The organism is Cystobacter fuscus (assembly GCF_002305875.1).
Classification (GTDB): domain Bacteria; phylum Myxococcota; class Myxococcia; order Myxococcales; family Myxococcaceae; genus Cystobacter; species Cystobacter fuscus_A.
The window spans coordinates 6,880,023-6,904,080 of sequence record NZ_CP022098.1; the positions used below are offsets into that span (position 1 = coordinate 6,880,023).

The 24,058-nt window shown below is 65.5% G+C and carries 24 protein-coding genes and 1 pseudogene; 13 read left to right on the forward strand and 12 right to left on the reverse strand.

Annotated features, from left to right (window positions below; all coding sequences use genetic code 11):
- The first annotated feature begins 5 nt into the window (after window positions 1-5).
- The 4 genes from argR to CYFUS_RS50970 all read left to right on the forward strand — a co-directional run bounded on the left by argR (window position 6) and on the right by CYFUS_RS50970 (window position 3,482).
- The gene (gene argR, locus CYFUS_RS28000) at window positions 6-491 is read left to right on the forward strand and encodes an arginine repressor (RefSeq protein WP_002626059.1); all 486 of its coding nucleotides are present in this window, start codon (window positions 6-8) and stop codon (window positions 489-491) included.
- The gene (argH, locus tag CYFUS_RS28005; RefSeq protein ID WP_095988018.1) at window positions 488-1,933 is read left to right on the forward strand and encodes an argininosuccinate lyase; all 1,446 of its coding nucleotides are present in this window, start codon (window positions 488-490) and stop codon (window positions 1,931-1,933) included. The genes argR and argH overlap by 4 nt, the downstream gene beginning before the upstream one ends.
- The gene (gene argF, locus CYFUS_RS28010) at window positions 1,930-2,835 is read left to right on the forward strand and encodes an ornithine carbamoyltransferase (protein WP_095988019.1); all 906 of its coding nucleotides are present in this window, start codon (window positions 1,930-1,932) and stop codon (window positions 2,833-2,835) included. The genes argH and argF overlap by 4 nt, the downstream gene beginning before the upstream one ends.
- A gap of 500 nt (window positions 2,836-3,335) precedes the next feature.
- Window positions 3,336-3,482 carry a hypothetical protein gene (locus CYFUS_RS50970; protein WP_157758696.1) on the forward strand — a complete coding sequence of 49 codons (147 nt, stop codon included), beginning with the start codon at window positions 3,336-3,338 and terminating at the stop codon, window positions 3,480-3,482.
- A 41-nt stretch (window positions 3,483-3,523) separates the two neighbouring features.
- Here CYFUS_RS50970 and CYFUS_RS28015 read toward each other — a convergent pair whose 3' ends face one another.
- From CYFUS_RS28015 to CYFUS_RS28025, 3 genes are all read right to left on the reverse strand, one after another.
- Window positions 3,524-3,979 carry an immunity 26/phosphotriesterase HocA family protein gene (locus tag CYFUS_RS28015; RefSeq protein WP_095988020.1) on the reverse strand — a complete coding sequence of 152 codons (456 nt, stop codon included), beginning with the start codon at window positions 3,977-3,979 and terminating at the stop codon, window positions 3,524-3,526.
- Between the two features lie 162 nt (window positions 3,980-4,141).
- Window positions 4,142-5,062 (reverse strand): hypothetical protein, encoded by a 921-nt coding sequence (locus CYFUS_RS28020; protein ID WP_157758697.1) that lies wholly within the window; start codon window positions 5,060-5,062, stop codon window positions 4,142-4,144.
- 477 nt (window positions 5,063-5,539) lie between these two features.
- Window positions 5,540-6,901: an amidohydrolase family protein gene (locus CYFUS_RS28025; protein ID WP_198316111.1), complete on the reverse strand. Its 1,362-nt coding sequence runs from the start codon at window positions 6,899-6,901 to the stop codon at window positions 5,540-5,542.
- A gap of 606 nt (window positions 6,902-7,507) precedes the next feature.
- Here CYFUS_RS28025 and ltrA point away from each other — a divergent pair.
- Window positions 7,508-8,839, forward strand: coding sequence for a group II intron reverse transcriptase/maturase (ltrA, locus tag CYFUS_RS28030; RefSeq protein ID WP_198316113.1), 1,332 nt, complete (start codon window positions 7,508-7,510; stop codon window positions 8,837-8,839).
- Window positions 8,840-9,178: 339 nt separating this feature from the next.
- Here the strand turns inward: ltrA and CYFUS_RS50975 are convergent, their stop codons facing one another.
- Window positions 9,179-9,391 carry an SMI1/KNR4 family protein gene (locus CYFUS_RS50975; RefSeq protein ID WP_157758698.1) on the reverse strand — a complete coding sequence of 71 codons (213 nt, stop codon included), beginning with the start codon at window positions 9,389-9,391 and terminating at the stop codon, window positions 9,179-9,181.
- Window positions 9,392-9,899: 508 nt separating this feature from the next.
- Here CYFUS_RS50975 and CYFUS_RS28040 point away from each other — a divergent pair.
- Together CYFUS_RS28040 and CYFUS_RS53060 are read left to right on the forward strand one after the other, a co-directional pair.
- Entirely contained in the window at window positions 9,900-10,442 is a 543-nt protein-coding gene (locus CYFUS_RS28040) for a hypothetical protein (RefSeq protein WP_232536848.1), read from the forward strand.
- A gap of 52 nt (window positions 10,443-10,494) precedes the next feature.
- Window positions 10,495-10,671, forward strand: coding sequence for a hypothetical protein (locus CYFUS_RS53060; RefSeq protein WP_232536849.1), 177 nt, complete (start codon window positions 10,495-10,497; stop codon window positions 10,669-10,671).
- 1,023 nt (window positions 10,672-11,694) lie between these two features.
- Here the strand turns inward: CYFUS_RS53060 and CYFUS_RS28045 are convergent.
- The 3 genes from CYFUS_RS28045 to CYFUS_RS54045 all read right to left on the reverse strand — a co-directional run bounded on the left by CYFUS_RS28045 (window position 11,695) and on the right by CYFUS_RS54045 (window position 13,395).
- Entirely contained in the window at window positions 11,695-12,789 is a 1,095-nt protein-coding gene (locus CYFUS_RS28045) for an ATP-grasp domain-containing protein (protein ID WP_157758699.1), read from the reverse strand.
- 71 nt (window positions 12,790-12,860) lie between these two features.
- Entirely contained in the window at window positions 12,861-13,025 is a 165-nt protein-coding gene (locus tag CYFUS_RS50980; protein ID WP_157758700.1) for a hypothetical protein, read from the reverse strand.
- A 241-nt stretch (window positions 13,026-13,266) separates the two neighbouring features.
- Window positions 13,267-13,395, reverse strand: coding sequence for a hypothetical protein (locus CYFUS_RS54045; RefSeq protein ID WP_269770160.1), 129 nt, complete (start codon window positions 13,393-13,395; stop codon window positions 13,267-13,269).
- Window positions 13,396-13,682: 287 nt separating this feature from the next.
- Between CYFUS_RS54045 and CYFUS_RS28050 the strand changes: the two genes are divergently transcribed.
- Window positions 13,683-15,593: an FG-GAP-like repeat-containing protein gene (locus CYFUS_RS28050; protein ID WP_157758701.1), complete on the forward strand. Its 1,911-nt coding sequence runs from the start codon at window positions 13,683-13,685 to the stop codon at window positions 15,591-15,593.
- A gap of 207 nt (window positions 15,594-15,800) precedes the next feature.
- On the opposite strand, the gene CYFUS_RS28055 is transcribed toward CYFUS_RS28050, so the two are convergent.
- Complete coding sequence (locus CYFUS_RS28055; protein WP_232536850.1) at window positions 15,801-16,499, reverse strand: Imm26 family immunity protein; 699 nt, start codon at window positions 16,497-16,499, stop codon at window positions 15,801-15,803.
- A 99-nt stretch (window positions 16,500-16,598) separates the two neighbouring features.
- Here CYFUS_RS28055 and CYFUS_RS28065 point away from each other — a divergent pair, with 99 nt between their 5' ends.
- On the forward strand, window positions 16,599-18,233 hold the full coding sequence (locus tag CYFUS_RS28065) for an IS1182 family transposase (protein ID WP_095987884.1): 1,635 nt from the start codon (window positions 16,599-16,601) through the stop codon (window positions 18,231-18,233).
- 91 nt (window positions 18,234-18,324) lie between these two features.
- Here the strand turns inward: CYFUS_RS28065 and CYFUS_RS51860 are convergent, their stop codons facing one another.
- Window positions 18,325-18,549 carry a hypothetical protein gene (locus tag CYFUS_RS51860; protein ID WP_198317008.1) on the reverse strand — a complete coding sequence of 75 codons (225 nt, stop codon included), beginning with the start codon at window positions 18,547-18,549 and terminating at the stop codon, window positions 18,325-18,327.
- Window positions 18,550-18,557: 8 nt separating this feature from the next.
- On the opposite strand from CYFUS_RS51860, the gene CYFUS_RS28070 reads away from it, so the two are divergent.
- Window positions 18,558-18,791, forward strand: coding sequence for a hypothetical protein (locus tag CYFUS_RS28070; protein WP_232536851.1), 234 nt, complete (start codon window positions 18,558-18,560; stop codon window positions 18,789-18,791).
- A gap of 109 nt (window positions 18,792-18,900) precedes the next feature.
- Here CYFUS_RS28070 and CYFUS_RS28075 read toward each other — a convergent pair whose 3' ends face one another.
- A complete protein-coding gene (locus CYFUS_RS28075) occupies window positions 18,901-19,299 on the reverse strand; it encodes a VOC family protein (protein WP_095988025.1) in 399 nt (132 codons plus the stop codon).
- 100 nt (window positions 19,300-19,399) lie between these two features.
- A complete protein-coding gene (locus CYFUS_RS28080; RefSeq protein WP_071901950.1) occupies window positions 19,400-20,344 on the reverse strand; it encodes a fatty acid desaturase in 945 nt (314 codons plus the stop codon).
- A 224-nt stretch (window positions 20,345-20,568) separates the two neighbouring features.
- On the opposite strand from CYFUS_RS28080, the gene CYFUS_RS28085 reads away from it, so the two are divergent.
- Window positions 20,569-20,874: a hypothetical protein gene (locus CYFUS_RS28085; RefSeq protein WP_232536852.1), complete on the forward strand. Its 306-nt coding sequence runs from the start codon at window positions 20,569-20,571 to the stop codon at window positions 20,872-20,874.
- Window positions 20,875-21,141: 267 nt separating this feature from the next.
- Window positions 21,142-21,909: an SDR family oxidoreductase gene (locus CYFUS_RS28090; protein WP_095988026.1), complete on the forward strand. Its 768-nt coding sequence runs from the start codon at window positions 21,142-21,144 to the stop codon at window positions 21,907-21,909.
- A 113-nt stretch (window positions 21,910-22,022) separates the two neighbouring features.
- Here the strand turns inward: CYFUS_RS28090 and CYFUS_RS28095 are convergent, their stop codons facing one another.
- Entirely contained in the window at window positions 22,023-23,819 is a 1,797-nt protein-coding gene (locus CYFUS_RS28095; RefSeq protein WP_198316115.1) for a PPC domain-containing protein, read from the reverse strand.
- Window positions 23,820-23,869: 50 nt separating this feature from the next.
- Here CYFUS_RS28095 and CYFUS_RS54050 point away from each other — a divergent pair.
- Window positions 23,870-24,037: pseudogene (locus tag CYFUS_RS54050) on the forward strand (hypothetical protein); the annotation flags it as partial.
- Between the last annotated feature and the right edge of the window lie 21 nt (window positions 24,038-24,058).

Sequence of the window (24,058 nt, forward strand, 5' to 3'; positions counted from 1 at the left end):
ACAACGTGAGTCCGCTTCGGAACAATGGAGACAAGGCCGCGCGCCAGGACGCCATCCGCCGCATCGTCCGCACGCACCAGGTGGGCACCCAGGAGGAGCTGGGACAGCTGCTCTCGCGCGAGGGCTTCGACGTCACCCAGGCCACGCTCTCGAGAGACCTGGCGCAGCTGGGCGCCATGCGCGTGTCCCTGCCCGAGGGCGGCACGGTGTACGGCCTGGAGGCGGCCCCCCCGCGCGGGGGCGAGTCCCGATTGATGGAGCTGGGGGAGATGATCCTCTCGGTGGAGGACAACGAGATGCTCGTCGTCGTCCGCACCCGTCCCGGCTCCGCGCCCCTGGTGGCCTCGGCCATCGATCACGCGCGGCTGCTCGAGTGCCTGGGGACGCTCGCCGGAGATGACACCATCTTCGTCGCCCCGGCGCGGGGCCGCTCCACGCGCACGTTGAACCGGAAGTTGAAAGCCTTCTTTGGAAAGGAAGACACCCCATGACGATTGCCAAGACGGCCGCTACGGGCGGAACCGGCCTCCACCCGGAGGTGCTGGCCTTCACCAGCTCGCTGTCGCTCGACAAGGCCCTGCTGCGCGAGGATCTGGTGGGCAGCCTCGCCCACCTCACCATGCTCTCGCGCACCCGCCTCATTCCCTCCGAGGACGCGCGCGCCATCCGCGAGCAGCTCGTGGCCATCTGGAAGGCCTCCCAGGCGGGCACGCTGGCACTCCCCGACGAGGAGGACGTGCACATGGCCGTGGAGGTGGAGATCACCCGCGTGCTGGGTGAGCGCGCGGGCCTGCTGCACACGGGGCGCTCGCGAAATGATCAGGTGGCGGTCGACCTGCGGCTGCACGTGCGCGAGAAGGTGGCCGAGGCGCTCGACGTGCTGGCGACGCTCATCGAAGGCCTGGTGGCCCGGGCCGAGGCCGAGCGCGGCGTCATCCTCCCCTCCTATACGCACCGGCAGCGCGCGCAGCCCATCTCCCTGGCCTACCAGTTGTGTGGCTACGCGGCCATGTTCGTCCGGGACGTGGACGCGCTCGGCTTCGTGCTCCAGGGCGTGGCGCCGCTGCCCCTGGGCGTGGGCGCCATCGGCGGCACGTCCCTGCCCATCGATCGCGAGGTGACGCGCGAGCTGTTGCGCTTTCCCCGCGTGACGATGAACGGCCTGGACACGGTGGGCGACCGCGACTTCGCCATGGACTTCGCGTACACGGCGATGCGCTCGCTCCTGCACGCCAGCCGCGTGGCCACGGACTTCTACGACTTCGCCTCGCCCGAGTTCGGCTTCGTGAAGCTGGACGGGGAGATCGCCTGCGGCTCGAGCATGATGCCGCAGAAGCGCAACCCGGACGTCTTCGAGCTCATCCGGGGCAAGGCGGGACGCGCGGTGGGCAACCTGACCAACCTGGCGGTGCTCGTGAAGGGCCTGCCGGTGGGCTACAGCCGCGACCTGCAGGAGGACCGGCAGGTGCTGCTGGAGACGGGGCCGCTGCTCACCAGCGTGCTGTCCATGCTCCACCTGGCGCTGGGCAAGGTGTACTTCGACAAGGAGAAGTGCCTGGCCGCGGTGGAGTCGGACTACATGCAGGCCACGGACGTGGCCGAGGCGCTGGCGATGAAGGGCATTCCCTTCCGCACGGCCTACAAGTCCACGGGCGCGCTGGTGCGCGCGTGCCAGGAGAAGGGGCTGCCGCTGGCGAAGGTGACGCTGGAGCTGGCCCAGTCGGTGGATGCGCGCTTCGACGCCGAGGTGCTCAAGAGCGCGGATCCCCGGCGCGCGGTGGAGCGCAAGGCCAACGCGGGGGGCACCGGCCCCGCGTCGGTGGAGAAACAACTGGTGGAACTGAAGTCCCACGCGGCGCGCGCACGGGAGATGGCCAGGGCCATTCCCCGGCTCGCCCCCCTCTTCGACTCGTTGCAGGAGGCAGCACTGTGAAGCAAGACTTCCTCTCCCTGGCGGACCTCTCCGCGGCCGACTACCGGTCCCTCTTCGACCGGGCACATGCCCTCAAGGCGAGTCGCAAGCGCAAGGAGGTGGTGACGACGCTGGCCGGCCGCCACCTGGTGGCGGTGTTCGAGAAGGCGTCCACGCGCACCCACCTGTCCTTCGAGGCGGCCATGTACCAGCTCGGCGGCACGGTGACGACGATCACCTCGGCGAGCAGCCAGATCGCCCGCGGCGAGACGATCGAGGACACCGCGCGCGTCATCTCCGGCTACGCGGACTGCATCATGTTCCGCACCTTCGGGGATGACCGGCTCCAGGCGTTCGCCAAGGCGTCGGCGGTGCCCGTCATCAACGGCCTGTCCGAGGGAGGCCATCCGGTGCAGGTGCTGGCGGACCTGTTCACGGTGGAGGAGCGGCTGGGCGGAGTGAAGGGCAAGACGGTGGCGTTCCTGGGCGACTGCGCGAGCAACATGGGCCGCTCGTTCGTGGAGGCCACGCGCTTTTTCGACTTCCACCTGCGGCTGGGCTGTCCCGAGGGCTACCGTCCGGCGGCGTCGCTGCTGGCGGAGGCCGGGGGGCGCGTGCACGTCACGGCGGACCCCACCGAGGCCGTCCAGGGCGCGGACGTGCTGGTGACGGACGTGTGGACGAGCATGGGCCAGGAGGCCGAGTCCGCGCGGCGCATGAAGGATTTGAATGGCTACCAGCTCGACGAGGCGCTGCTGGCCAAGGCGAAGCCGGGCGCCATCGTGCTGCACTGCCTGCCGGCGCACCGCGGCGAGGAGATCTCCGCGGGGGTGATCGACGGTCCCCAGTCGGCGGTGTGGGACGAGGCGGAGAACCGCATGCACGTGCAGAAGGCGCTCATCGAGCGGCTCATCCTCGGCTGAGCCCCGGCGGCTCCCGGCGGCCTCTCCCCGCCGGGAGCGTCTCAATCGCAATACCGCCAGGCTCCCACGAAACTCCGCCAAACCCGCGCTGGGAGTGCCAGGCGGCGGGTTCGCTTCCCGCCGCTTCCAGTAGAGGTTGCCCGCCGCCTTGAGTCGAACCCACTCCTAACAAGGAGCCGCGGCTCGCATTAGGGGACCAAATCGATTCTTGTCGGACCAAATTTGGACCAAATCCGTCGGCGTATAGGCGGGATGGGGGCCCTGTTGAGGAAGGGCTGGAGCCGAGGGGGCGAGGAAGACCGCTGACGGGTGCCGCCAGGGCTGTGCGCCGGGCCGGTGCAGAGGCGGTGCAGCCCTCTTCAGGCACACGCCGGCCCAAGCAGCCCACCCAGCAGGGGGGGGCGGCTTGGGGCTGGGCTTCTGGGGCACCGTTACGGCTTGGGGCTCAACACCACGCGCGCTGGGCTAGCCCCTGCGCTTTAGCCACTCTCGCCCTCGACGTGGGCAGTCCCAGGTGGCTGATCGCGCCCTCGGCGTCACTCGTCACCAAGAAGAATCACCTCTTCCTTGAGATGAAGATCGACTACGTGAACCGGCTGCCCCTGGGCGTGGATGGGCACTTCGTCCAGGCCGGCACTGGAGGCTGAGTCGCTCCGTGCGCTCGTCCACCCTGACTGTGAGAGACTGCCTATTTCAGGCGTACTTTCAGGTGCTCCTCCGTGGCGTTGGGCCGCCCCATGAAGGTGTCGAGCAGGCGTTCCTCGACATGGTGCTGATCCCAAACAGCCATTCGCTCGAGCCCAACACACTCGTGGGGCTCGGCACTCCTCGAATGACCGTCCAGGTCGAAGATCGTGCAGTTATGGAAGTCCAATATGTCCTGCCTGAATGCGACAATAGGTTGAGTCAGCGGTTCCTCAAGCTCTCTCCGCCCGATGATCTCCCATAAGTTGGGGTCCAAATGACGGACAGCCACCTTGAAGAGGATGGGCTTGGATGCAATCCGATCGAGGTCTGCATCAGGACTCTCGGTCTTGTAGTCGTAGAATGCATCATGCGTTCGCGTCATCGCCCTCCCGTAGCCGAAAGAACCGTCCGCGAGGCGGATTCTCAAAAACGTCCCTGGCCTATAAAATCTCGGCATTCGCGCCATTTCTAATACCCTGTGTAAGGATAGAATTGACCCCACCGATCCGTGGCAGCGTCGTGAAACCGCCTACCCCAAGGATTGTCTTTCGCCACACCGCGCACGGCATTCTCGGTCTGATAGGGCTTTCCGGTATCGGATCGGGCGCCACCATGAGAATCAATCAACTGCTGCTCTCTTCCGCGAATCCGCGGCGTCATCATATCTCTTACCATAGTCAATGGCGGCCCCAACATCGAATTTATCAAGAAACGGGGGAGCGAACACGGCATTGGCATTCCTTGGTTCGTCGTTCTCATCAATGTGGTGATTCACATCTCGCAAAATAACGGCCAACCACGCCTGCTCTTCGAGGGACTTGGTGAGATCGACGACCATGCTGGTTCGCCCCGCGTAGTAGCGGTGGGTGTTATTGTTGAGCTTCGTGTAGGTCACATAGAGGCGCCCCCGATTTTTCTTGGTCTCCTGGTCGGGTTCTGATGTTGGCGATACGCCGGGAGGCGCCAGTGGGGCGGACGTCGGTCCCGTTCGGGTCTTGGGAGCCTTCGTCATTGGGTGTTGACCTTGGACCCACCCAGACACATCGCCGAAGTGCGTGCCGTAGAACTCATCCGCGATGTCGATCGGGGTCTCCGCCCCGTCCACGGCCGCGCTGACGGTCAAGCAGACCAGGAGAACACTACCGGCCGCAGCGACGATCGCTCCTCCCGTGACGATGAGCTCTCCGGCCGCACCGCCAGCCCCTGCTTCTTCCGCTGCTGTGGCGCCCTCTGGCACGATCCGGAGCACGCCTCGGGGGATGCCGTTTCCCAAGCCCTCGCCAGAAATCCCCTCGAGCAGAGGTGACGAGGATGGACCCAGCGGCGCCACAGGTGAGGCCCCCGGCGTTGCCGCCACAGGCACTACTTCCAGGCCAGCGCGAGCTGAATGAAGCGCTTCATTCAGTGCCCCCGATGCAAGGTAACGGCGCGGGACATAAACACAGCGCTCTCGTTGACCCGTGGCGCGACGGACGCTCTGGGCAGCGCCGCTACACCCCACAAGAAACATGCAGAGCAGCACAGCCAACAAGCGTGCCATGCAGCACCTCCTGACGTTGATGGGCTCCCCCAAGCGGGTGGGGAGGAAGCGAACGTAGCGCGCCCCAAGCAGACGGGGAGAGCGTATAGGCGGGATGGGGGCCCTGTTGAGGAAGGGCTGGAGCCGAGGGGGCGAGGAAGGCCGCGGACGGGGGCCGCCAGGGCGGTGGCAGCCACCAGGACAGCCCGGCAGCCACGGCGGGCACCTCGGGCCCGGTGGAGGTCACCAGGGCACGACGGCAGCGCCAGAAGATAGATCCAGGGCTGGAGGGCTCGCCGCGCTCGCCCAGCGAGGGGTCCAAGGGGACCAAAAAAGGACCAAATCGAACGGACGCGCATGGACTCGCCCGGACAGATGGGCGCCCCACTTTCAGAGGGGAAACGGGGGTTGTGCCTCTGGTCCCGAGTGGGGGCAGATCTGCCCTTCGCGGCTTCGATCCCGCCGCCTCCACATTCAGAGAAGGTAGGGAGGCGCCCGTCAGCGCACGGCGCCCTCGGCCTGTCCTTCCCCGGCCCGTGCGTCCAGCACCACCCGGCCCTCCTTCATGACGAACCGGACCTGCTCCAGCGCGCCCAGGTCCTTCAGCGGGTCCCCCTTCACCGCGAGCACGTCCGCGAGCTTGCCGGCTTCGAGGGAGCCGAGCCGGTCGTGCAGGCGAAGCAGCTCCGCCGCGTTCACCGTCGCCATGCGCAGGATGTCCACCGGTGACAGGCCCGCCTCGGCATAGGCGGTGAGCACCCGCCGGCTGGCCTGTCCCCGCGTCAGCCCCGGTATCGCCCCGTACATGTCCGAGCCCGCGGCGAGCGGCACTCCCGCGGCCGCCGCGCGACGGAGGCGCTCGTGCTGCCGGGCAATGCCCTTCTTGCAGCGCTCCTCCAGGCGGCGCCGGAGCTCCGGGTCGGCCGCCGTCGCCCCGACGCTGACGCAATCCGCCGCCGCGCTATCGGTGGGCACCAGGAAGATGCGCTTGCGCGCCATGGTCGCCAGCACGTCCTCGGGCAGCGAGTACGCGTGCTCGACGGAGTCCACTCCCGCCTGGACCGCGAGGCGCACGCTGTCGTCGTTCGTGGCGTGCGCCGCCACCGGGCGCTTGCGGCGGTGCGCCTCCTCGGTGATGGCCTTCAGTTCCTCCAGGGTGAGCAGGTTGGGGCCGTTGTCGACGATGACCTTGATGCAGTCCGCGCCGTCATAGAGCGCCTGCCGCACCGCGCGCCGGGCCGCCTCCACGCCCGAGACGGTGGCGTACTCCTCCTCGATGAGGCCCTGCGCCAGCGGCTGGAGCGTGTCCATCTGCCCCCCGGGCGGCGCGAGCGCGCGGGTACACGCGGAGAGGCGCGGCCCCGTCACCCAGCCCTCCTGGATGGCCTTGCGCAGCGCCACGTCCCCATTCCGACCGGAGTTGCCCAGATCGCGCACCGTGGTGAAGCCGGCTTCCAGCATCTCGCGGCCCAGCTTCGCGCCCAGCAGCGCGCGCTCGGCGGTACTCGTCCGGGCCACGTAGTCCAGGAGGGAGCCATCGCTGTCCAGCGGGACCTCCAGCAGCAGGTGCGAGTGCGCGTCCACCAGCCCTGGCAGGAGGGTGACGTCGCCCAGGTCGATGACCCGCGTTCCCGGAGGAATGGGGAGGCGGGTGCCCACGGCCTGGATGCTCGGTCCCTCGACGAGGACGACCGCGTCCGGCAGGAGCCGGGCGTTCTTCCCGTCGAAGAGTCTCGCGGCGCGCAGCGCGAGGCGCGCGGGCCCCTGGGAGTCGGGCGCCTGGCCCCGGGCGGGCCCCGAGAGACTCCAGAGCAGGACCACTCCAACGACCGCCAGCAATCGCCTGGAAAAAGAAAACATCACGCGGCTCCTCGGTAGGGGGCTCCCCACCCTCCCCCGGTCGCCGCGTGAAGACAAGCCACTTCCCTGCAGGGAGGTGACGCGCGCCACGCAGGCCCTGCCGCCGTGCCCTCCTTGACCCTGTGGGGCCGCATGTGCCCCCAGTGTGCGTGCGCCGTGAAGGTGCACTTGACCAGCGGGTGGAAGTCCCGCCCGAGGAGGAAGTCGACCCCCTCGGTAGCTATCTGGCGGGGACGAGGGGCGACCCTCGGACTCGAAGCCCAGAGACAGAAGGCCTCGAAAGGAGGTCGAGCGAGCTTGCAGGCCGCAACGTGAGTGAAGCCCGAGCAGGCCCCGAAAGGGCAATCGTGGGAGCCGACCTGACGCACATACAGGGAAGGCCAGGCGCCCGGCGAGAAGGTCGACATCAACGTCGCCGGGTGGACCACCGGGGTGGTGGGGCGCGGCATGTGAGCACACGGTGAAGTGCGCAACACGGGAGACCTGGTCCGAGCGGGGTAGCGACCCGAACACGCCGTCAGGGCGTGGCGACGGCCAGGAGTCGGAAGGGCCCGTACTACCGAGGAAGCGGGTAACGACCGTGGAGGGAAGGGGCCCTGGTTCAGGGTGCTTCGCAAGGAGCAGACGCAGCGGGAGATTGGCGTGAGCCTAACAACCCCTACAAAGCTCGAAGAGTTCCGAGCGAAGCTGTACGCGAAGGCCAAGGCGGAGCCGACGTTCCGGTTCTACGCGCTGTACGACAAGCTGCATCGGTGGGACGTCCTGACGGAGGCGCTCGGGCAGTCGAAGCAGAAGAGGGGCGCCGCAGGAGTGGACGGACAGACCTTCGAGCAGCTCAAGGAGTACGGCGAGGAGCGCTGGCTCGAGGAGTTGCAGCGCGAGCTGCAAGGGAAGACGTATCGGCCCCAGCCCGTACGGAGGGTGCTGATACCCAAGCCAGGAGGAGGCGAGCGGCCACTGGGTATCCCCACTATCAAGGATAGAGTGGTCCAGACGGCGGCGAAGCTCATCCTGGAGCCCATCTTCGAGGCCGACTTGAGCGAGGCTGCATACGGGTACCGACCCGGACGCAGCGCGGTCGATGCGGTCCAAGAGGTCCATCAGGAGCTGAAGCGCGGGCGAACCCAAGTGGTGGATGCGGATCTCTCGAAGTACTTCGACACGATTCCCCATGCGGAGCTGATGAAGAGCGTGGCGAGGAGAATCGCGGACAAGGCGGTGCTGCATCTGGTGAAGATGTGGCTGAAGGTGCCTGTGGAAGAGAGGGACGAGCAAGGACGCCCGAAGTACAGCGGAGGCAAGCGCTCGAAGCAGGGGACACCGCAGGGAGGTGTCATTTCACCGCTGCTGGCGAACATCTACATCAACCGGTTGCTGAAGGTGTTCGCCAAGAGCGAGCTGATGAAGAGGAGCGAAGCGGTGCTGGTCAACTACGCCGATGACTTCGTGGTGGTAGCCCGTCGGGGTGCCGCGGAGGTGTTGGCGCAGGTGAAGCAATGGCTCGAGGGGATGAAGCTGACGCTCAACGAGACGAAGACGAGCATTCGCGATGCGCGGAAGGAGCATTTCCGCTTTCTCGGGTACGAGCTGGGACCCCTGGTCTACAAGAAGACCGGCCAGAAGTACCTGGGAGCCCGACCGTCGAAGAAGGCGATGGAGCATGCCCGAGGTGAAGTGAGCCGAATCCTTCGGCGTGGCAGGACGGAGCGCTGGGAGGAGATAGCGGGCGAGCTCAACCGGTTCCTGCGAGGGTGGGCGACGTACTTCGCCTACGACTCGCCGATGCACGCGTTCAACGTGCTGGACTGGCACGTGACCGAACGGGTGAGGAACTTCCTGAGCAGGAGGCACAAGGTGGCGCGAGCAATGTCACGCTTCAAGTACAACGAGGTGCACCGGAGCCTCGGAGTGCTGGAGGTGCGTGCTCTCCTGCACTGACACGCGTCGCGTGAAACCTGTCCGAGAGCCGGATGCAGGAAATCTGCACGTCCGGTTCGATGAGCGGCGTGGAGGAAACGGACCGTGGGTGAGACTCGGCGAGAAGGCGAGCGAGAGCGGACCTTCGCAGTAGGCGCCGACGAGCCCGAGCGGCACCGCGCCTCCCGTCGACTCTACCCCTCCAGCGGGGATGAGAACGGGACATGACGGGGAAAGACGGGATAGGGCGGCACAACGAACCGACGTGAGCTCAAGGCGACAGCAGGTAACAGCGCGTCCTGCTTGGGGTTTCCTATCGCCTTGTCTGTGGGTTCGATTCCCGCCGCTTTCAGTAGAGTTTCAGTCGTCGTACAACCCGTCCATGAACTCCTGGAAGCTGTTGGCGACGGGGTGGACGGAGCCCTCGACGGAGACGAGGACGACACGAGGCTGTTCGGGCGAGCCTCGGTAGTCAAAACACAGGTCCTCTCCACCAGGGGTTCTGGCGAAGGGGAAGATGTCGCCTCTTCCAACCCTGAACCCATTGGGCTCGGGGGCCATGCCCTGATACATGGATACAACCCGCTTGTAGTCATCGGGAAGTTTGACTCCCCATGCGGACTCGATCCGCTCCAATTCATGTGGACTGACGGAACCTGACGCTTTCAGGACGTGCGGTCTCCAGTGAACACTCATTTGAATTCCTCCATCCGAAAATCTATTGGTATCCGCCTCCCCAGATGGACATCTCTCCGGTGTGCTGTCTCGCAAGCTGGTGTGCGCCATCCGTAATGAGCTGCATTCGGCCGGAGGTGTCGGCCGGAGGTGTCAAAGGATTTGAAACGAGAGACCCCCGCCGGAGGTGTCTCGCCGGAGGTGTCAAAGGATTTGAAACGAGAGACCCGAACCCCAGGAAGGGTGTCAGACGATTTGTAAGAGACGAGGTGTCGGAACGAGTCCTTTGAACATTCCCCGGGAGCAGGCCTCCACCTGACGAACCGAGTACCTCCTGGAAGTCGGGCGCGGTCCATGCGAACACTCTTTCCTGGGGCATGAGGGGAAGCCAAGAGGAGGAGCACGCATGGTCGAGGAGAAGAAACCCGAGGCGAGCGGGGAGGAACCGGAGCGGTTGGGGCCGTACCTGATTCGGGAGCAGGTGCAGCAGTCCCATGACAGCCAGGTGGAGCTCTACCTGGCCACGCACGAGACGAGTGGGGCCACGGCCCTGGTGCGCAAGCACTCCGCCGAGGAGGTCGCGGCACCGCGCAAGGACTGGCGGGTGCTCTTCGGCTCCTGGGCCTCGCGGGGCTACTCCGCCATGGAAGTGGAGCACACCGACTGGGCCAGGGCCCTGGACAGGCAGTCGGCGGAGTCGTTGCTGCTCACGTTGGAGGGGGTGCTCGAGGAAGTGCGGCGCATGGCCCGCGCCGTCGCCGGCACCCACGAGCCGCGCCGCCAGTGGCGCCTGGAGTGGGGCGTGGTGAGCGCCGCCACGGTGTGCGCCCTGCTCTTCGCGTGGGTACGTCTGGCCCCCCATGTCCCAACCCCCTGCCCCGCCAGCACCCACGGGCCACGGGGTGCCCACGGCAGCCGGGACGCCGGACTTCGATGCGTGGCTCTCTGATACCTCCCCCCCGGGGCAAACCGTGCTCGCCCGACCTCTGCCGAAAGAGCCCTTGAAGGGACAGAAGCGCCCGCCCTGCACTCGCTACACCGAGGTCGAGCTCGTCGGCGCCTGCTGGGCGCCTCACGAGCTCAAGGCCCCGTGCCCGGAGACACTCTTCGAGTACCAGGGCAAGTGCTACCTGCCCTCGTTCAGCGCGAAGCCGCCACCCTCGTCGCTCGATCAGTGAGGAGCGCCCGAGGAAGGTGATCGGGTCGAGGGCCGGCGCGGTGGTGTGCAGGCTGCTCTTGGCCGTCTCCGCCGTTTCCGGCTTCGTGCCCGTTTAGAGCTCACCATCACTCCGTCTCCGGCCCCCGCCACTTCGAACCGGACGGGCGGGTTTCCCGCATCCGGCTCACCGCGGAGGCGTCCTCCGCCGGGGTTATGCTTCCGTCCTTCTGGCCGCCGACTTTCGGAGCCATTCGCCCCTACTCCACCGCTGCCAGCCGGGGGCGGATTTCGCCCAGCGGTCCATCTTCATTCGAGGCTCCTGCGGATTTCCGGTGGGTCTTGTCATCCCACTCCCGCCTCACCTCTCGTTCCGAATGCCTCCGGCAGGGCCCCTTGGCTCCACGGGCATTACCCCGCTTCCTCGCTACTACGGACCCATCTGCCAGGCTCTCGCCTTCACCGCACTTCGCCTCCTCGGCTCGCGCGGCTACCTTGCTTCCGCGGGCTTTCTCCGCGGGGCGAGGAGCCCTTCCCTGTTTCCATCCATGGCCTTGTTCACGTGCCGCCGCCCTCTACCCCGCCGGGTGGACCCCCCAAGGTCGTCTTCGGGGAGTTTCTGCTGCCTTCGCCGTCTTTGAGCCAGCTCGGCACCCGGAGTTGACGAGTCACGAGGCCTCTTCCGGGCGTTCACTCTTCGTTGCGGCCCGCGCACTCGCTCACCCCGCTTTCCGGGGCTTTGTCGGTGGGCTTCACCGCAGGGCTCTCCCCTCTCGGTGCCACCCAAGCTATGCGGTTCGACCTTCTCCCGCTTCGGGACTTTCACCCTATGGGTCCATGGACAGCCTCCAGGCATCACTCAAAGGACTCGTTCGGGCACCTCGTTTCCTACGAATCGTCTGACCCCCTTCCAGAAGGCCCTCATCGAGCGGCTCATCCTCGGCTGAGCCCCGGCGGCTCCCGGCGGCCTCTCCCCGCCGGGAGCGTCTCCATCGCACTCATGGATGAAGTCGCGGCGGACGGGCCCCAGCGGCACTCTCCTCGGCTACTCCAGGGAGAACAGCCGCCGGTCAGGTGTCTTCCCACGAACCCGCTCCGTCAAGGCCGCATAGGCATCAGAGGCCATGAAAGCCTTCATCGTCACCGCGGTGGGCACGGAGACGTCGTAGTCCGTCCGCCCGCTGGCAAGCATGGCCGTCATCGCCCGCAGCACAGGGTAGTCCGGCACCATCTCCTCCACGAACAGGAACTGGCCCGCCTGGTTGACCTCGAGGAAATAGACGTCCCCCTGCCGATCCACCACCAGATCGATGCAACCGAACACCAGGCCCAGCTCGCGCATCAGCGCGCGCAGCTTGTCCTCGACCGCCGCCGGCAACGAGACCGCTTCGGCGCGCATCGAGGGGTCCTTGCTGTGCGGCCGCCAGTCGACGTAGCCGTCGCCCGCCGCCTTGCGCAGGCTCATCGCGAAGAAGCGCTCACCCATCACCGTGACGCGCAGATCACACGCCTTCTCGATGTAGCGCTGGTAGATGCCGGGACAGACGGCGATGGCGGCGGCGGGCAGGTCGCTGCGCTCGTCCAGGAGGGTGACGCCCACCGCGTACTTCTTGCCGCTGTCGCGCTGCTCCCACTGATGCATCAGGAAGGACTTGAAGACGATCCGCCCCCACTTCTCGCGCAGGGCCTTGACCTGCTCCGCATCGTTGGTCACCAGGGTCTCGGGAAAGGCCAGGCCGAGCCGGCGGCAGACCTGCAGTTGCACCAGCTTGTTCTCGGCCCGTCGCGCGGCCTCCGCGCGATTCACCCAGAGCGCATCGCCGTAAGCGCTTTCCAGGGCGAAGAGGTTGCGCTGGAGCAGCTTCCATTCCCAGGTCACGAAGGTCCGATCCGCCTCCGCACACTCCGGCGCGGGATCCTCGAGCCGCCGATTCCAGATCGCGCCGAAGCGGTCGCCGCCCGCGACCCTGCCCGACAAGTGCTCGCCTCCCGCATCGATGTGAAAGCCATAGCCGGTGTCCGGTCCCGTCGGCAACGAGGGCGTCCAGAGGGGAACGACGCCTTGCAGACGAAGCGCCCAGTCGAGAGCGGCCGCGTGGGGATCGGTGGTGGGGGCGAGAATCAGCACGCTGCGCGGCATGGACAGGTCCAGAAAGCACACGCCCCGCGGGAAGCGGGGCGCGCACGAGCTCGAGATGGGATGGATCCTGCTCAGTCCAGGGCGCTGATCTCCGGCTCGGGCTGGTCGGGATCGGTATAGACCGTCTTGAACAGGCTACCGTCCTGCTGGTCCTGCTCGGACAGAGTGACTTCGCACGCGGTCATGCGCGCAAACGGCCGCACGGCTTCGGAAGACTGCGAGACATTGCTGTTCATCGCCACGACTCCTCTGCTTGGGATGTGCACTGCCCCACGCGAGCCCGTCGCGCGAAGGCGGCCCACACCGTACTCCCATCCTCGGCGGATTTCAATTCTCTGGGTCCCACGGCTCTCCGAGGAATGCGCAGAACACGATGGGTTGGATGGCGCCCATGGAAACCTCATCCGGCAGGGGGGGTCGATGACCTTCACGGCGTACGCTCCGGCAGCGTAACACAGTTTCATCATTGCCCCGCACTCAGGCGCCCTCGATGTGGATGCTCGCCCGGCTCATGACAGGGTCCACCGTCATGTGGTGCCACGCCACCGGGTCGAGGTGGGCCAGTGGCTCGGGCTCGGCGCGCGGGCCCGCGTCCTCCAGCCACATGGATGCTCTTCCGGCGGCACGGCGCGAGCCGCATCTCGCGAGAGGAGCGCGTCGCGGGTGGAGTGAACGCGGCGGTCGGTGTTTGACACCTCCTCGTGGGAAGGAGCGGGCACATGGCCCGAGGAATGTGAAGTGTTGGCCCTGAACCAACCAACCGTTCAACCCGTCGATAGCCCCTCTCTGTTCAAAAGGAATTTCCGCGTGAAGTATAGATGCGACGAATGCCGTGCGCCCGTCGCATGGCGCTCGCGAATTCGACGACTCTTCACGCGGAGACCCAACTGACAATGAAGCCCGGTGTGTCTAACAATATTTTGGATTGGATGTCCTTCAGGCGTACGCAGAAAGCCATCGCGCTTGCCTGCTTCGCCGCAGGCTCAGCAGGAGTGATTGGCACCGGGTGCTCGAATGAGTTCGTGGACGTCGGAAGCGGCGAAGAGGTAGGCAGCACGGCCAGAAGCTTCGAGGAATTCAAGGCGGGCGTGTACCGCGAGCTCGAGACGGGGGTGTATATCGTTGATGGTGATACGGCATTGGAATCCGAGAAACAGCTCGAAGAATTCTTCATGCTTCACCGGCAGGGCGGAGCGCTGACCGTCAATCAGGTCAATGGAGCGGACGACCGCTGGAACGACACGCAAAAAGTGAACCTCACCTACTGCGTGAGCACCGCGTTTGGCGCCAACTACAACGCCGTCGTCCAGGCCATGGCGAGCGCCTCCGCGGCCTGGCAATCGGTGGCGAATGTGCGGTTCATCTACGCGAGCAGTCACGATGTGAATTGCAATGCGGGCAGTGACAACGTCGTGTTCGATGTCAGCCCCACCAGCGGGCAGCCCTATCTCGCCCGCGCGTTCTTCCCGAGTTACGCTCGGGCGAATCGCAATGTGCTCATCGACGCGAGTTCATTCGGCACTATTGCGCCCTATACCCTGACCGGCATCTTGAGACATGAACTGGGGCATACGCTCGGTTTCCGGCACGAGCATACGCGTCCAGAAGCGGGGGCCTGCTTCGAGAACAACGGGTGGCGCCCCCTGACGACCTACGACTCGGCCTCGGTCATGCACTACCCACAGTGCAACGGGAGCAACCGGAGCGATCTCGTCTTGACGGCAAAGGATCAATGCGGTGCGGCCTCGCTCTACGGCGGCAGAGGTGACATCGCGCTTTCGCCCACCCGCGTCTGGCTGAGTGGCGCAGGCAATTGGAGCTGGGCCAGCAGCAAGATCGTCGCGGGTGACTTCACGGGCGACGGCAAGGCCGACCTGGCCGCCTTCTATGACTATGGGAATGCGAACACCGGCCTCTGGCTCTTCCCGTCGACCGGGACGGGCTTCGCCTCCCCCACCCGCCCCTGGCTGAGTGGCGCGGGCAATTGGAGCTGGGCCAGCAGCAAGATCGTCGCGGGCGACTTCACGGGCGACGGCAAGGCCGACCTGGCCGCCTTCTATGACTATGGGAATGCGAACACCGGCCTCTGGCTCTTCCCGTCGACCGGGACGGGCTTCGCCTCCCCCACCCGCGTCTGGCTGAGTGGTGCAGGCAATTGGAGCTGGGCCAGCAGCAAGCCCGTCGCGGGTGACTTCACGGGCGACGGCAAGGCCGACCTGGCCGCCCTCTATGACTATGGGAATGCGAACACCGGCCTCTGGCTCTTCCCGTCGACCGGGACGGGCTTCGCCTCCCCCACCCGCCCCTGGCTGAGTGGCGCGGGCAATTGGGGCTGGGCCAGCAGCGAACCCGTCGCGGGTGACTTCACGGGCGACGGCAAGGCCGACCTGGCCGCCTTCTATGACTATGGGAATGCGAACACTGGCCTCTGGCTCTTCCCGTCGACCGGGACGGGCTTCGCCTCCCCCACTCGCCCCTGGCTGAGTGGCGCGGGCAATTGGAGCTGGGCCAGCAGCAAGCCCGTCGCGGGTGACTTCACGGGCGACGGCAAGGCCGACCTGGCCGCCCTCTATGACTATGGGAATGCGAACACCGGCCTCTGGCTCTTCCCGTCGGCCGGGACGGGCTTCGCCTCCCCCACCCGCCCCTGGCTGAGTGGTGCAGGCAATTGGAGCTGGGCCGGCAGCAAGCCTGTCGCGGGTGACTTCACGGGCGATGGCAAGGCCGACCTGGCGACCTTCTATGACTACGGGAATGCAAACACCGGCATCTGGCTCTTCCCGTCGGCTGTCTCCTGCCCCTGACACCCGCGAGCCATCGAGGTGTTGTAGGAAAGAGCCAGCGCCGCTCCACAGAAGGAGGCGGCGCGGCGCCAGTCCCGGGCGACGCCCTGGCCGTCGTAACTCCGCCAAGCCCGCTCTGGGGAGAGTGCCAAGCGGCAGGTTCGATTCCCGCCGCGTCCATGAAGAACAACCCGCTGCTTTGAGCCGCGTCCGCTCCTATGCGCGTGCCTATTTCAGGCGCACCCTCAAGCGCTCCACGTCATCGTTGGGCCGCCCCATGAAGGTGTCGAGCAGGCGTTGCTCGACTCCCACCTCTTCCCAGACAGCCGAGCGCTCAAGTCCGACACACTCCTGGGGCTCCGCGCGCCTCGAATTGCCGACGGTGTCGAAGATCGTGCAGTCGCGGAAGTTCCCAATGTCCTGCATGAACTGGACGATCGGTTGGGAAAACTGCTCCTCCAGTTCTCTCCACCCAATGAGTTCCCACGCCCTCTCCTCCATATGTCGGACCATGATCTTGAAAAGGATGGGCTTCGAGGCAATCCGATCCAGATCTGAATCTGGAGTATCGGTCCTGTAATCATAATAAGCATCATGCGGCAGTTTGAGCACCCTGCCGTAACCGAAAGAACCGTCGTCAAGGGGGGTTCTCAAGAACGAGCCCGGTTTGTAGATTCGCGGCATCCCTAGTATCCCGTGTAAGGTTGAAGTTGGCCCCACGACTCTGTCGCGGCGGCGTGGAACCTTCTGCCTTGTGGATTCTCCTTCGCCACGCCCGGCCAGGCCGAGCGGCCGGTCGTTGTGGCGCACGTCGTCGTCGACGAACTCGCCCAGACCTGCCAGCTCCCGCCGGTTGAGGCAGTCGAGGTAACGCCGGTAGAGGGCGGGAAGATCGGGGGCGGTCAAGGCGGTCGCCTCGTCGGGCATGGCGGCACCCTAGAACACCGACCGATTTGATTTTTTAGTAAAATCAGGGATTTACGTGAGGGGATGGACAACAGGGGCTGAATTTGATCAGGTCGGCACATGACCTTAGCCGTCAGTCCGCCGAAGGTGACCGGAGAGATAGCTCGATGGACTCCTCCGCGGGAGTTGAACGAGCAAGAGCAACAGATTGTCGAACGGATGAGCCGTAACGGCAAGCTGTTCGCTTTTCTGCGTCTGAATCGGCACAAGCTGATGGATGAGGCTTTTCAGGCGGAACTGGCCTCCATGTACCGCCAGACAGGAGCAGGGAAAGTGGCTATAGCACCCGGGCTGATGGCAATGGCAATACTCTTACAGGGATACATGGGAGTGTCGGATGCCACCCTGGTGGAACTGACGGTCTTCGACTTGAGAGTGCAGATGGTGTTGGGCTGGTTGGGTCACAGCGAGCCGGCGTTCTCCCAGGGCTCGTTGTATGAGTTTCGTCAGCGGCTGATGAGAAACCAAATGGACCGGCGCCTCCTGGAGAAGACAGTCGAGGTGGCGCGGGAACAGAAAGAGTTCGGTGAGCGAAAGCTCAAGACGCTGTTGCGAGTGGCGATTGACTCAAAGCCACTGGAGGGAGCTGGCCGGGTAGAGGACACCATCAACCTGGTAGGACACGCAGCGCGCAAGGTGATGATGTGCGTGGCGAAGCTGCTGGGATGTTCCAAGCAGCAGGCCTGCCGAGAGGCGGGTATTCCCTTGTTGTTGGAAAAAAGTATCAAGAAGGGATTGGATGTGGACTGGAGCGAAGCGGGGCAGAAAAAGAAAGCGCTGCAAGCCCTGCTCGAGCAAGTGGAAAGCATGCTGTCCTGGCTAAGAAAGAATCTGGCAGAGGAGATGGAAGAGGAGCCTTTGAGGGAACACGTTCAGACTCTCGAGCAGATTCGCAAGCAGGACCTGGAGCCGGACCCAGAAGGAGGAGGTGTCCGCGTTCGCCAGCAAGTGGCGGAAGAGAGACGAGTGTCGGTAGAAGATGGGGAGATGCGTCATGGACGCAAGAGCAAAAGCAAGCGCTTCAACGGATTCAAGCAGCATGTGGCCACGGCGCTGGACGAAGAACTCATCCTGGCATGTGCTGTGACGCCCGCCAACCGACCTGAAGCGGAGGCAACACCGGCGCTTGAGAAGGACATGGAGAAGCAAGGAGTGAAGATTGACGAGTTACACATAGACCGGGGGTATATCAACAGCAGTATCGTGGACAGCGTGCTCGAGGAGGGAGGGGAAGTGCTGAGCAAGCCGTGGAAGGCACGCAATGGGGAGTTGTTCGCGAAGTCAGACTTCAAAATAGATATGCGAAGCCGGACCATCACGTGTCCGGAGGGGAAGACAATGCGCTTCGAACTGGGAAAGACAGTCGAATTCGCGACAAAGGACTGTGAGACTTGTCCATTGCGCGAGAAATGTACACAAGCCCAGATAGGACAAGGACGGACTGTGGCAATCAGTGAAGATGAAGCGCTCCAGCACAAGTTGCGCAAATTAATGAAGACACCTGCTGGGCGAGAGCGACTCAGGAAGCGAGTAGGGGTGGAACATCGACAAGCCCATATAGCGCGACGACAGGGGCGTCGTGCGCGCTATCGGGGCGTGCGTAAGAACGTCTTTGATCTACGACGTGCGGCCAGCATCCAGAATTTGGAGACATGGCAACGCCATCTAGAGTTGTCCCAGCAGCAGGTGGGATGATGTGGTTTTTAAATCGGTCGGTGTTCTAGCACCAGGCCGCAGCCGGAAAGGACGGCGTCAGCGACCATGACAGGAAGGAGCGCTTCGCGCGTCAGGTGTGGCCTGCGGAGCGATGAAGGATGGCTTGGCGGACGAACACGGGCGCGAACAGCTCGACGGAGTACGGCACCGCCACCTCGCCGCTGGTGCGGACGCGCACGAGGAACGGGCCTCCGCACTCGGCGCGAAGCAGGCACACCTCGCCCGGTTGCCGCTGGTCGAGGTCACCGGGGGCGCTCAGCGGGAGCGGGTCGCCCTCGGAGCCGAAGAGTTCCACCTCCAGCCGTGAGAGCCCAGCACCCGCATACCCGGCCCGAGCACCTCAAGCGCAACCCACGGCCCCTGGGTCATGCCTCCACGCGCCAGGCGCTGAGGCAGTTGCGCGAGCAGTATCGGGCCTTCGTCGCGGCGTTCCGCGAGGCGGCAGCTCAGTGGATGCGCGGGGACTTTTCGGCCCCCTTTGCGCTCTACTCCTTCCCGCCGCGTGTCGTGCCGCGTCCCCCCACACGAATTCTTTGACACCCTCTCTGGCTCATCCTCGGCTGAGTCCGGCGGCTCCCGGCGGCCTCTCCCCCCCGGGAGCGTCTCAATCGCATTCATAGACACACGCTACCGTCAGCCGGCCTGGTCAAGCCTGCGGCGCCGTCCAGACCAAGTTCCAGAGGTGGCCGTCGAGGTCTTCGAAGCCCTGGTCATACATGAAGCCGTGGTCCTCCGGCGGATGCGGGATGCGAGCGCCGGCGGCGGTGGCCTTGGCGATCAGTCTGTCGACTTCCTCCCGGCTCTCACAGCTCAGGCAGATGATGACCTCGTTGGCCTCCTTCGCCTGCACGACGGGCTTGTTGATGAAGCTCTTGAAAAAGGCTTCGGTCATCAGCATGGCATTGATACTGCCGTCCACGATGACCATGAACGCCGAGCTCTCGTTGGAAAAGTGCGGATTGAAGCTGAATCCGAGAGCGGAAAAGAAGGCCTTGGATTTGTCCAGGTCCCTGACCGGCAGGTTGAAGATGATCTGCTTGTTCATGAAGCCTCCACGTTGGAAGGTGAGTTGACCAGACCGCTTCGCTGTTGCGCCAGGGCAGCTTGCGCACGCGCTCGAACCACGCCAGCCAGGAGTCTGGGCGCTAGTCTCGCCGCCGCTCCACGCGCCGCTTGATGCGGCTGTAACCGCCCAGGCTGGGGCTCATGACGAAGTTCCAAAGCGTCGCCGTCCACGATTGGTGCGACAGGAGACCGTCGTAGAATTCCGGCGCCATCGCTCGTAGCTTCGGCAGGCGCGAGCCAGGAACGTAGGGGAAGTCGTGGTGCTCGTTGTGGTAGCCGACATTGAACGCGAGCACGTTGAGCGGCCCGTAGTACGAGTAGGTCTCCTGCCCTTCGCGGAAGACGTAGTGCTCCGAGATGTAGTGTCCGGCAATCGGATGTAGCCCCATGACGATCAGTGAGCTGATCGGCAGATAGGCAAGCGCTTTGCCGCCCCAAAAATGGAACACGGCCACGTTGAACGCGACCTGCACGAGCAGGTTCGCGATCTCGGAAGCCCCCGGCTTCTTTGGATCCACGAACAGCGGGCGGAGCGCGTAGGCAAAGCCTTGGCAAGAGAGCCAGAGCAGTTTGCTTGCGCGATTGCGCAGCAAGCGCGCCTCGAACTCCGTCGGGAGATCCGTGTCGAGCCGCTCGTCACCCTGATGGATGTGATGGCGCAGGTGGTAGTAGCGAAACGTTTCTGAGACCGGCACACCCACGGGCAGATTGATGAAGACACCGAACACACGATTGTGCCAGGGCTTGCGAAACGCGAGATTGTGAGAGAGCTCGTGAATGGCCAGGAGTAGCGCCTGGTTGATCACTCCGCCCACCGCATAGGCGACCAGAACAATCAGCCACCAGGGCGCGTCACGCAACAGGAAGGCGAGCGAGAGTTGCAGCCCGACGAGCAGCGTGCAGACGTACTTCGTGCGCGAGCACGGGCCGTAGAGTTCCTTGATCTCGGGATGAGTGCGAAGCATCTCGCGCCGCCGCGCGGCGTGCGGTTCGTCAGCGCTGGACCAGATGAAGCCATTGGACATGGCGCCAACGGTACCTCAGCACCAAGGGGGATGGGCACAGATACCGCGCTGTGCGCTCGGGTGCGCTACCGCCGCCCCCCCTTGCGGGTACAAGGTCGCTGGGGGCCGTGGTGGAGCTGGTGAACCCAGCGCCAGAGGAACCGTGCCTACTGGGCATGCACCTCCGAGTGGCCGGGCCTCACGTGCCTGCCGCAGCTGCTGGGCCCGGCTCGGCGACTGTTCCAGTGGTTCAGCTGGACGAGGCGGTGGAGTCCGAGGCTCGCGCACGGGACAAGCCGGTGTTGGGGGCGCGAGCCGTGAGGGCCCAGCACCCGCATACCCGGCCCGAGCACCTCAAGCGCAGCCCGCGGCCCTTGGGTCATGCCTCCACGCGCCAGGCGCTGAGGCAGTTGCGCGAGCAGTATCGGGCCTTCGTCGCGGCGTTCCGCGAGGCGGCAGCTCAGTGGATGCGCGGGGACTTTTCGGCCCCCTTTGCGCTCTACTCCTTTCCGCCGCGTGTCGTGCCGAGTCCCCCCACGCGAAGTCTTTGACACCCTCTCGGGGACACCCTCTCGGGCCCCGGCCAAGCAAGCGATTCCCTCCTCTCCTGCTTGGGGGAGCCCCCTCCCAGAAAGCACGTGCGCAGCGCGTGCGACGGGGCCGGCACTGTCAATCACCGCTTCACAGCCCATGAACCGGGCGACGACTGGTTCAGCAACGAGTGCAAGCGCATATTCCTGTTGTGGTGGCCAGGAGAGCATCAGCGACTACGGCGACACATGGACCATTCGCGCAGTGGTTAGGATCGGAGACTCGACATGAATCCCACGTACGACTTCAAGGGACAGGTGGCCCTGGTCACCGGCGCCGCGATGGGCATGGGGCTCGCCACGGCCCGTGCCTTCGCACAGAGCGGCGCGGCCGTGGTGCTGGCCGACCTCGACGGAGCTCTTGCCGCGAAGCAAGCGGCGAAGCTCGTCGAGGAAGGCGGCATCGCGATCGGCGTGACTTGCGACGTGACCGACGAGGCGCAAGTCGCCGCCGCGGTCGACAGGGCGGTCGCCGAATATGGCCGGCTCGACATGGCGTTCAACAATGCCGGCATCCAGGTGCCGCCGAGCGATGCCGCCGACGAACCGGTCGAGAACTTCCAGCGCGTGACGGCGGTCAACCAATTCGGCGTCTGGGCATGCATGAAGCACGAGCTGCGCGTCATGCGCGCGCAAGGGTCGGGCGCGATCGTCAACTGCTCGTCGCTGGGCGGCCTGGTCGGCCTGCCCCAGCGCGCGGCATACCACGGCACCAAGCACGCCGTGCTCGGCATGACCAAGAGCGCCGGTGTGGAGTACGCACCGCGCGGCATCCGTATCAATGCGGTCTGCCCCGGCACGATCGACACGCCGATGGTGCAGCACATGCTGAAGGGCCAGTCGGACGCGATGGAGGAGATCATGAAGGAGCAGTCGATCGGCCGCCTCGGCCGAGCCGAGGAGGTCGCGGCCGCCGTGCTATGGCTGTGCAGCCCGGGCGCGAGCTTCGTGATCGGCGTCGGCCTGCCGGTTGATGGCGGCTTCACCGCGCACTGAGGACGGTGGAGACCGCACGATCCCGCCCAACCTCGTGGGATTCATGGGTTTGGGCGACGTGGCCGCGTCCGTGTTGAAACCGGAGCGGCCCGTGGCCTCCGTTGTCCGCGGGACTACTGCACCTTGACCGTGTACTCCCCCAGATCCTGCAACTGGTACGAATAGCTCGTGTACGAGACGTTCCAGCCGCTGGCGGCCACGACCCGGTAGTAGAACGTCCCGCCCGTGGTGGGCCTCCAGCGCACCCGCGTCGTGGACGTGGACGTGGTGTTCGCCACAATCACCTTCCCCTCGGAGTCCAGCAGGTACAGGTCGCAGTCGATGGACGCGGTCGAGCAGCTGAATTCGTAGAGGCGGCCCGCCGTGGCGGTGAACGAGAACCAATCCTCGTCCCTGGACACCTCGAACTGTGCCGGCACCCAGCTCGCGCTCGGGGTGATGGGCGTGGCCGTGGCCAGCGTGTCCCCATGGTCATCCACGCCCAGATCCTGCAGCCGGTACGTGTAGCTCGTGTACGAGACGTTCCAGCCCGAGCTGGCCACGACCCGGTAGTAGAACGTCCCGCCCGTGGTGAACTTCCTGCGCACCCGGGTGACGGTCGTGGACGTGGTGTCCGCCGCCACCACGTTCCCAGTGGCATCCAGCAGGTACACGTCGCAGTCGATGGACGCGGTCGAGCAGGTGAAGTCGTAGAGGCGACCCGCCGTGGCGGTGAACGAGAACCAGTCCTCGTCCCTGGACACCTCGAACTGCGCCGGCACCCCGCTCGTGCCCGGGGTGATGGGCGTGGCGGTGGCCAGCGTGTCCCCATGGTCATCCACGCCCAGGTCCTGCAGCCGGTACGTGTAGGCACCCACCGTCGAGCCTCCCGGCTGGATCCGGAAGAAGTAGGTGCCAGGCGTGTTCAACTCCACGCGGACCCGCGCGTACGTGGTGTGGGTGGTGTCCGAGGCCACCACCGTGCCGAGTGCGTTCAGCAGCACCAGGTCACAGTCGAACGCCGACGTATTGCACGCGAGCTCGTAGATATGGCCCGCGGCGGCCTCGAACGAGAACACGTCCACGTCCGTGGTCGCGTGGAGGATCGCGCCAACGGACGTGCTCGAGGGCGTCACCGGGGTGGCCTCGGACGGCGTGTCGCCGTGGTCGTCGAAGCCGAGATCCTCCAGCCGGTACGTGTAGGTGCCCACCTGGCCGGAAGACACCCGGAAGAAGTACGTCCCGGCCGTGGGGTACTCGTAGACGATGAAGCCCGTGCCGCCGTTGTTGTCGACCGCCAGCACCTGACCGGCCGCGTCCGACAGGCTCACCCGGCAGTCCGTCGCGCCGCCGCCGGGGTTGCACGTGAAGGCGTAGATGTGGCCCGCCTGGGCCTGGAACGAGAAGACGTCCACGTCCTCCGTCGATTCGAACGCGCCCCCGGTGGGCGGCGCGTCGATGATGACGGGCGAGGACTCGGCGGGCGTGTTGCCGTGGTCATCCGGAACCGACAGCACACACGCCTCGCCCTGGGGCACGTAGCCGCTCACGCACGCGCAGACCGGCTGCCCCTCCACCACGGAGCAATTCGTCTTGTGCGGTGCGGTGCAGGGATTGGGCTCGCAGGCGTCGAGCGAGACACACTGCCCGCTTCCGTCCTCCACCTTGCCCGGATCGCACGCGCAGACGGCCCGGCCCTGCACGTTGGAGCACTGGCCCCGGCCCGCGTGCATGCACGGGTTGGGCGCGCACGGATCGAACGGGGGCGTGCCGTCGCGCAGGCACGTCAGGCCCTCGGCGTGGTGGCCTGGATCGCAGGCACAGACGGGCCGGTCATCGGAGACCTCGCAGCGTCCGGGACCACAGGCGACGCCCTCGCACGGCGTCTGGACGGACTCGTTGTTGCCTCCGGAGCAACTGATGAGACCCACAGCAAAAGCCCACGCACATAGCGCGAGCGACACACTCTCGAATCGGAAGGATTGGCGCATTTGGACGCGCCCAGACAGCCGCCCCTCCACGGTTATTCAATGAAGAAGTCGAGGCCGGGGGACGCGTGCACGTCACGGCGGACCCCACCGAGGCCGTCCAGGGCGCGGACGTGCTGGTGACGGACGTGTGGACGAGCAGGGGCCAGGAGGCCGAGTCCGCCCGGCGCAGGTTGTCGTGT

Bases quoted from the DNA above. Each gene is read 5' to 3' on its own strand.
- CYFUS_RS28025 (WP_198316111.1), bottom strand. From the start codon at position 6,901: ATGTTTTCTTTTTCCAGGCGATTGCTGGCGGTCGTTGGAGTGGTCCTG.
- argH (WP_095988018.1), top strand. From the start codon at position 488: ATGACGATTGCCAAGACGGCCGCTACGGGCGGAACCGGCCTCCACCCG.
- CYFUS_RS54045 (WP_269770160.1), bottom strand. From the start codon at position 13,395: ATGTGGCTGGAGGACGCGGGCCCGCGCGCCGAGCCCGAGCCACTGGCC.
- CYFUS_RS28075 (WP_095988025.1), bottom strand. From the start codon at position 19,299: ATGAACAAGCAGATCATCTTCAACCTGCCGGTCAGGGACCTGGACAAA.
- CYFUS_RS50980 (WP_157758700.1), bottom strand. From the start codon at position 13,025: ATGAACAGCAATGTCTCGCAGTCTTCCGAAGCCGTGCGGCCGTTTGCG.
- CYFUS_RS28045 (WP_157758699.1), bottom strand. From the start codon at position 12,789: ATGCCGCGCAGCGTGCTGATTCTCGCCCCCACCACCGATCCCCACGCG.
- CYFUS_RS28040 (WP_232536848.1), top strand. From the start codon at position 9,900: ATGGTCGAGGAGAAGAAACCCGAGGCGAGCGGGGAGGAACCGGAGCGG.
- CYFUS_RS28055 (WP_232536850.1), bottom strand. From the start codon at position 16,499: ATGCCCGACGAGGCGACCGCCTTGACCGCCCCCGATCTTCCCGCCCTC.
- CYFUS_RS28080 (WP_071901950.1), bottom strand. From the start codon at position 20,344: ATGTCCAATGGCTTCATCTGGTCCAGCGCTGACGAACCGCACGCCGCG.
- CYFUS_RS28015 (WP_095988020.1), bottom strand. From the start codon at position 3,979: ATGCCGAGATTTTATAGGCCAGGGACGTTTTTGAGAATCCGCCTCGCG.
- CYFUS_RS28065 (WP_095987884.1), top strand. From the start codon at position 16,599: ATGACCTTAGCCGTCAGTCCGCCGAAGGTGACCGGAGAGATAGCTCGA.
- CYFUS_RS28020 (WP_157758697.1), bottom strand. From the start codon at position 5,062: ATGGCACGCTTGTTGGCTGTGCTGCTCTGCATGTTTCTTGTGGGGTGT.
- CYFUS_RS28090 (WP_095988026.1), top strand. From the start codon at position 21,142: ATGAATCCCACGTACGACTTCAAGGGACAGGTGGCCCTGGTCACCGGC.
- CYFUS_RS28050 (WP_157758701.1), top strand. From the start codon at position 13,683: ATGAAGCCCGGTGTGTCTAACAATATTTTGGATTGGATGTCCTTCAGG.
- CYFUS_RS50975 (WP_157758698.1), bottom strand. From the start codon at position 9,391: ATGTATCAGGGCATGGCCCCCGAGCCCAATGGGTTCAGGGTTGGAAGA.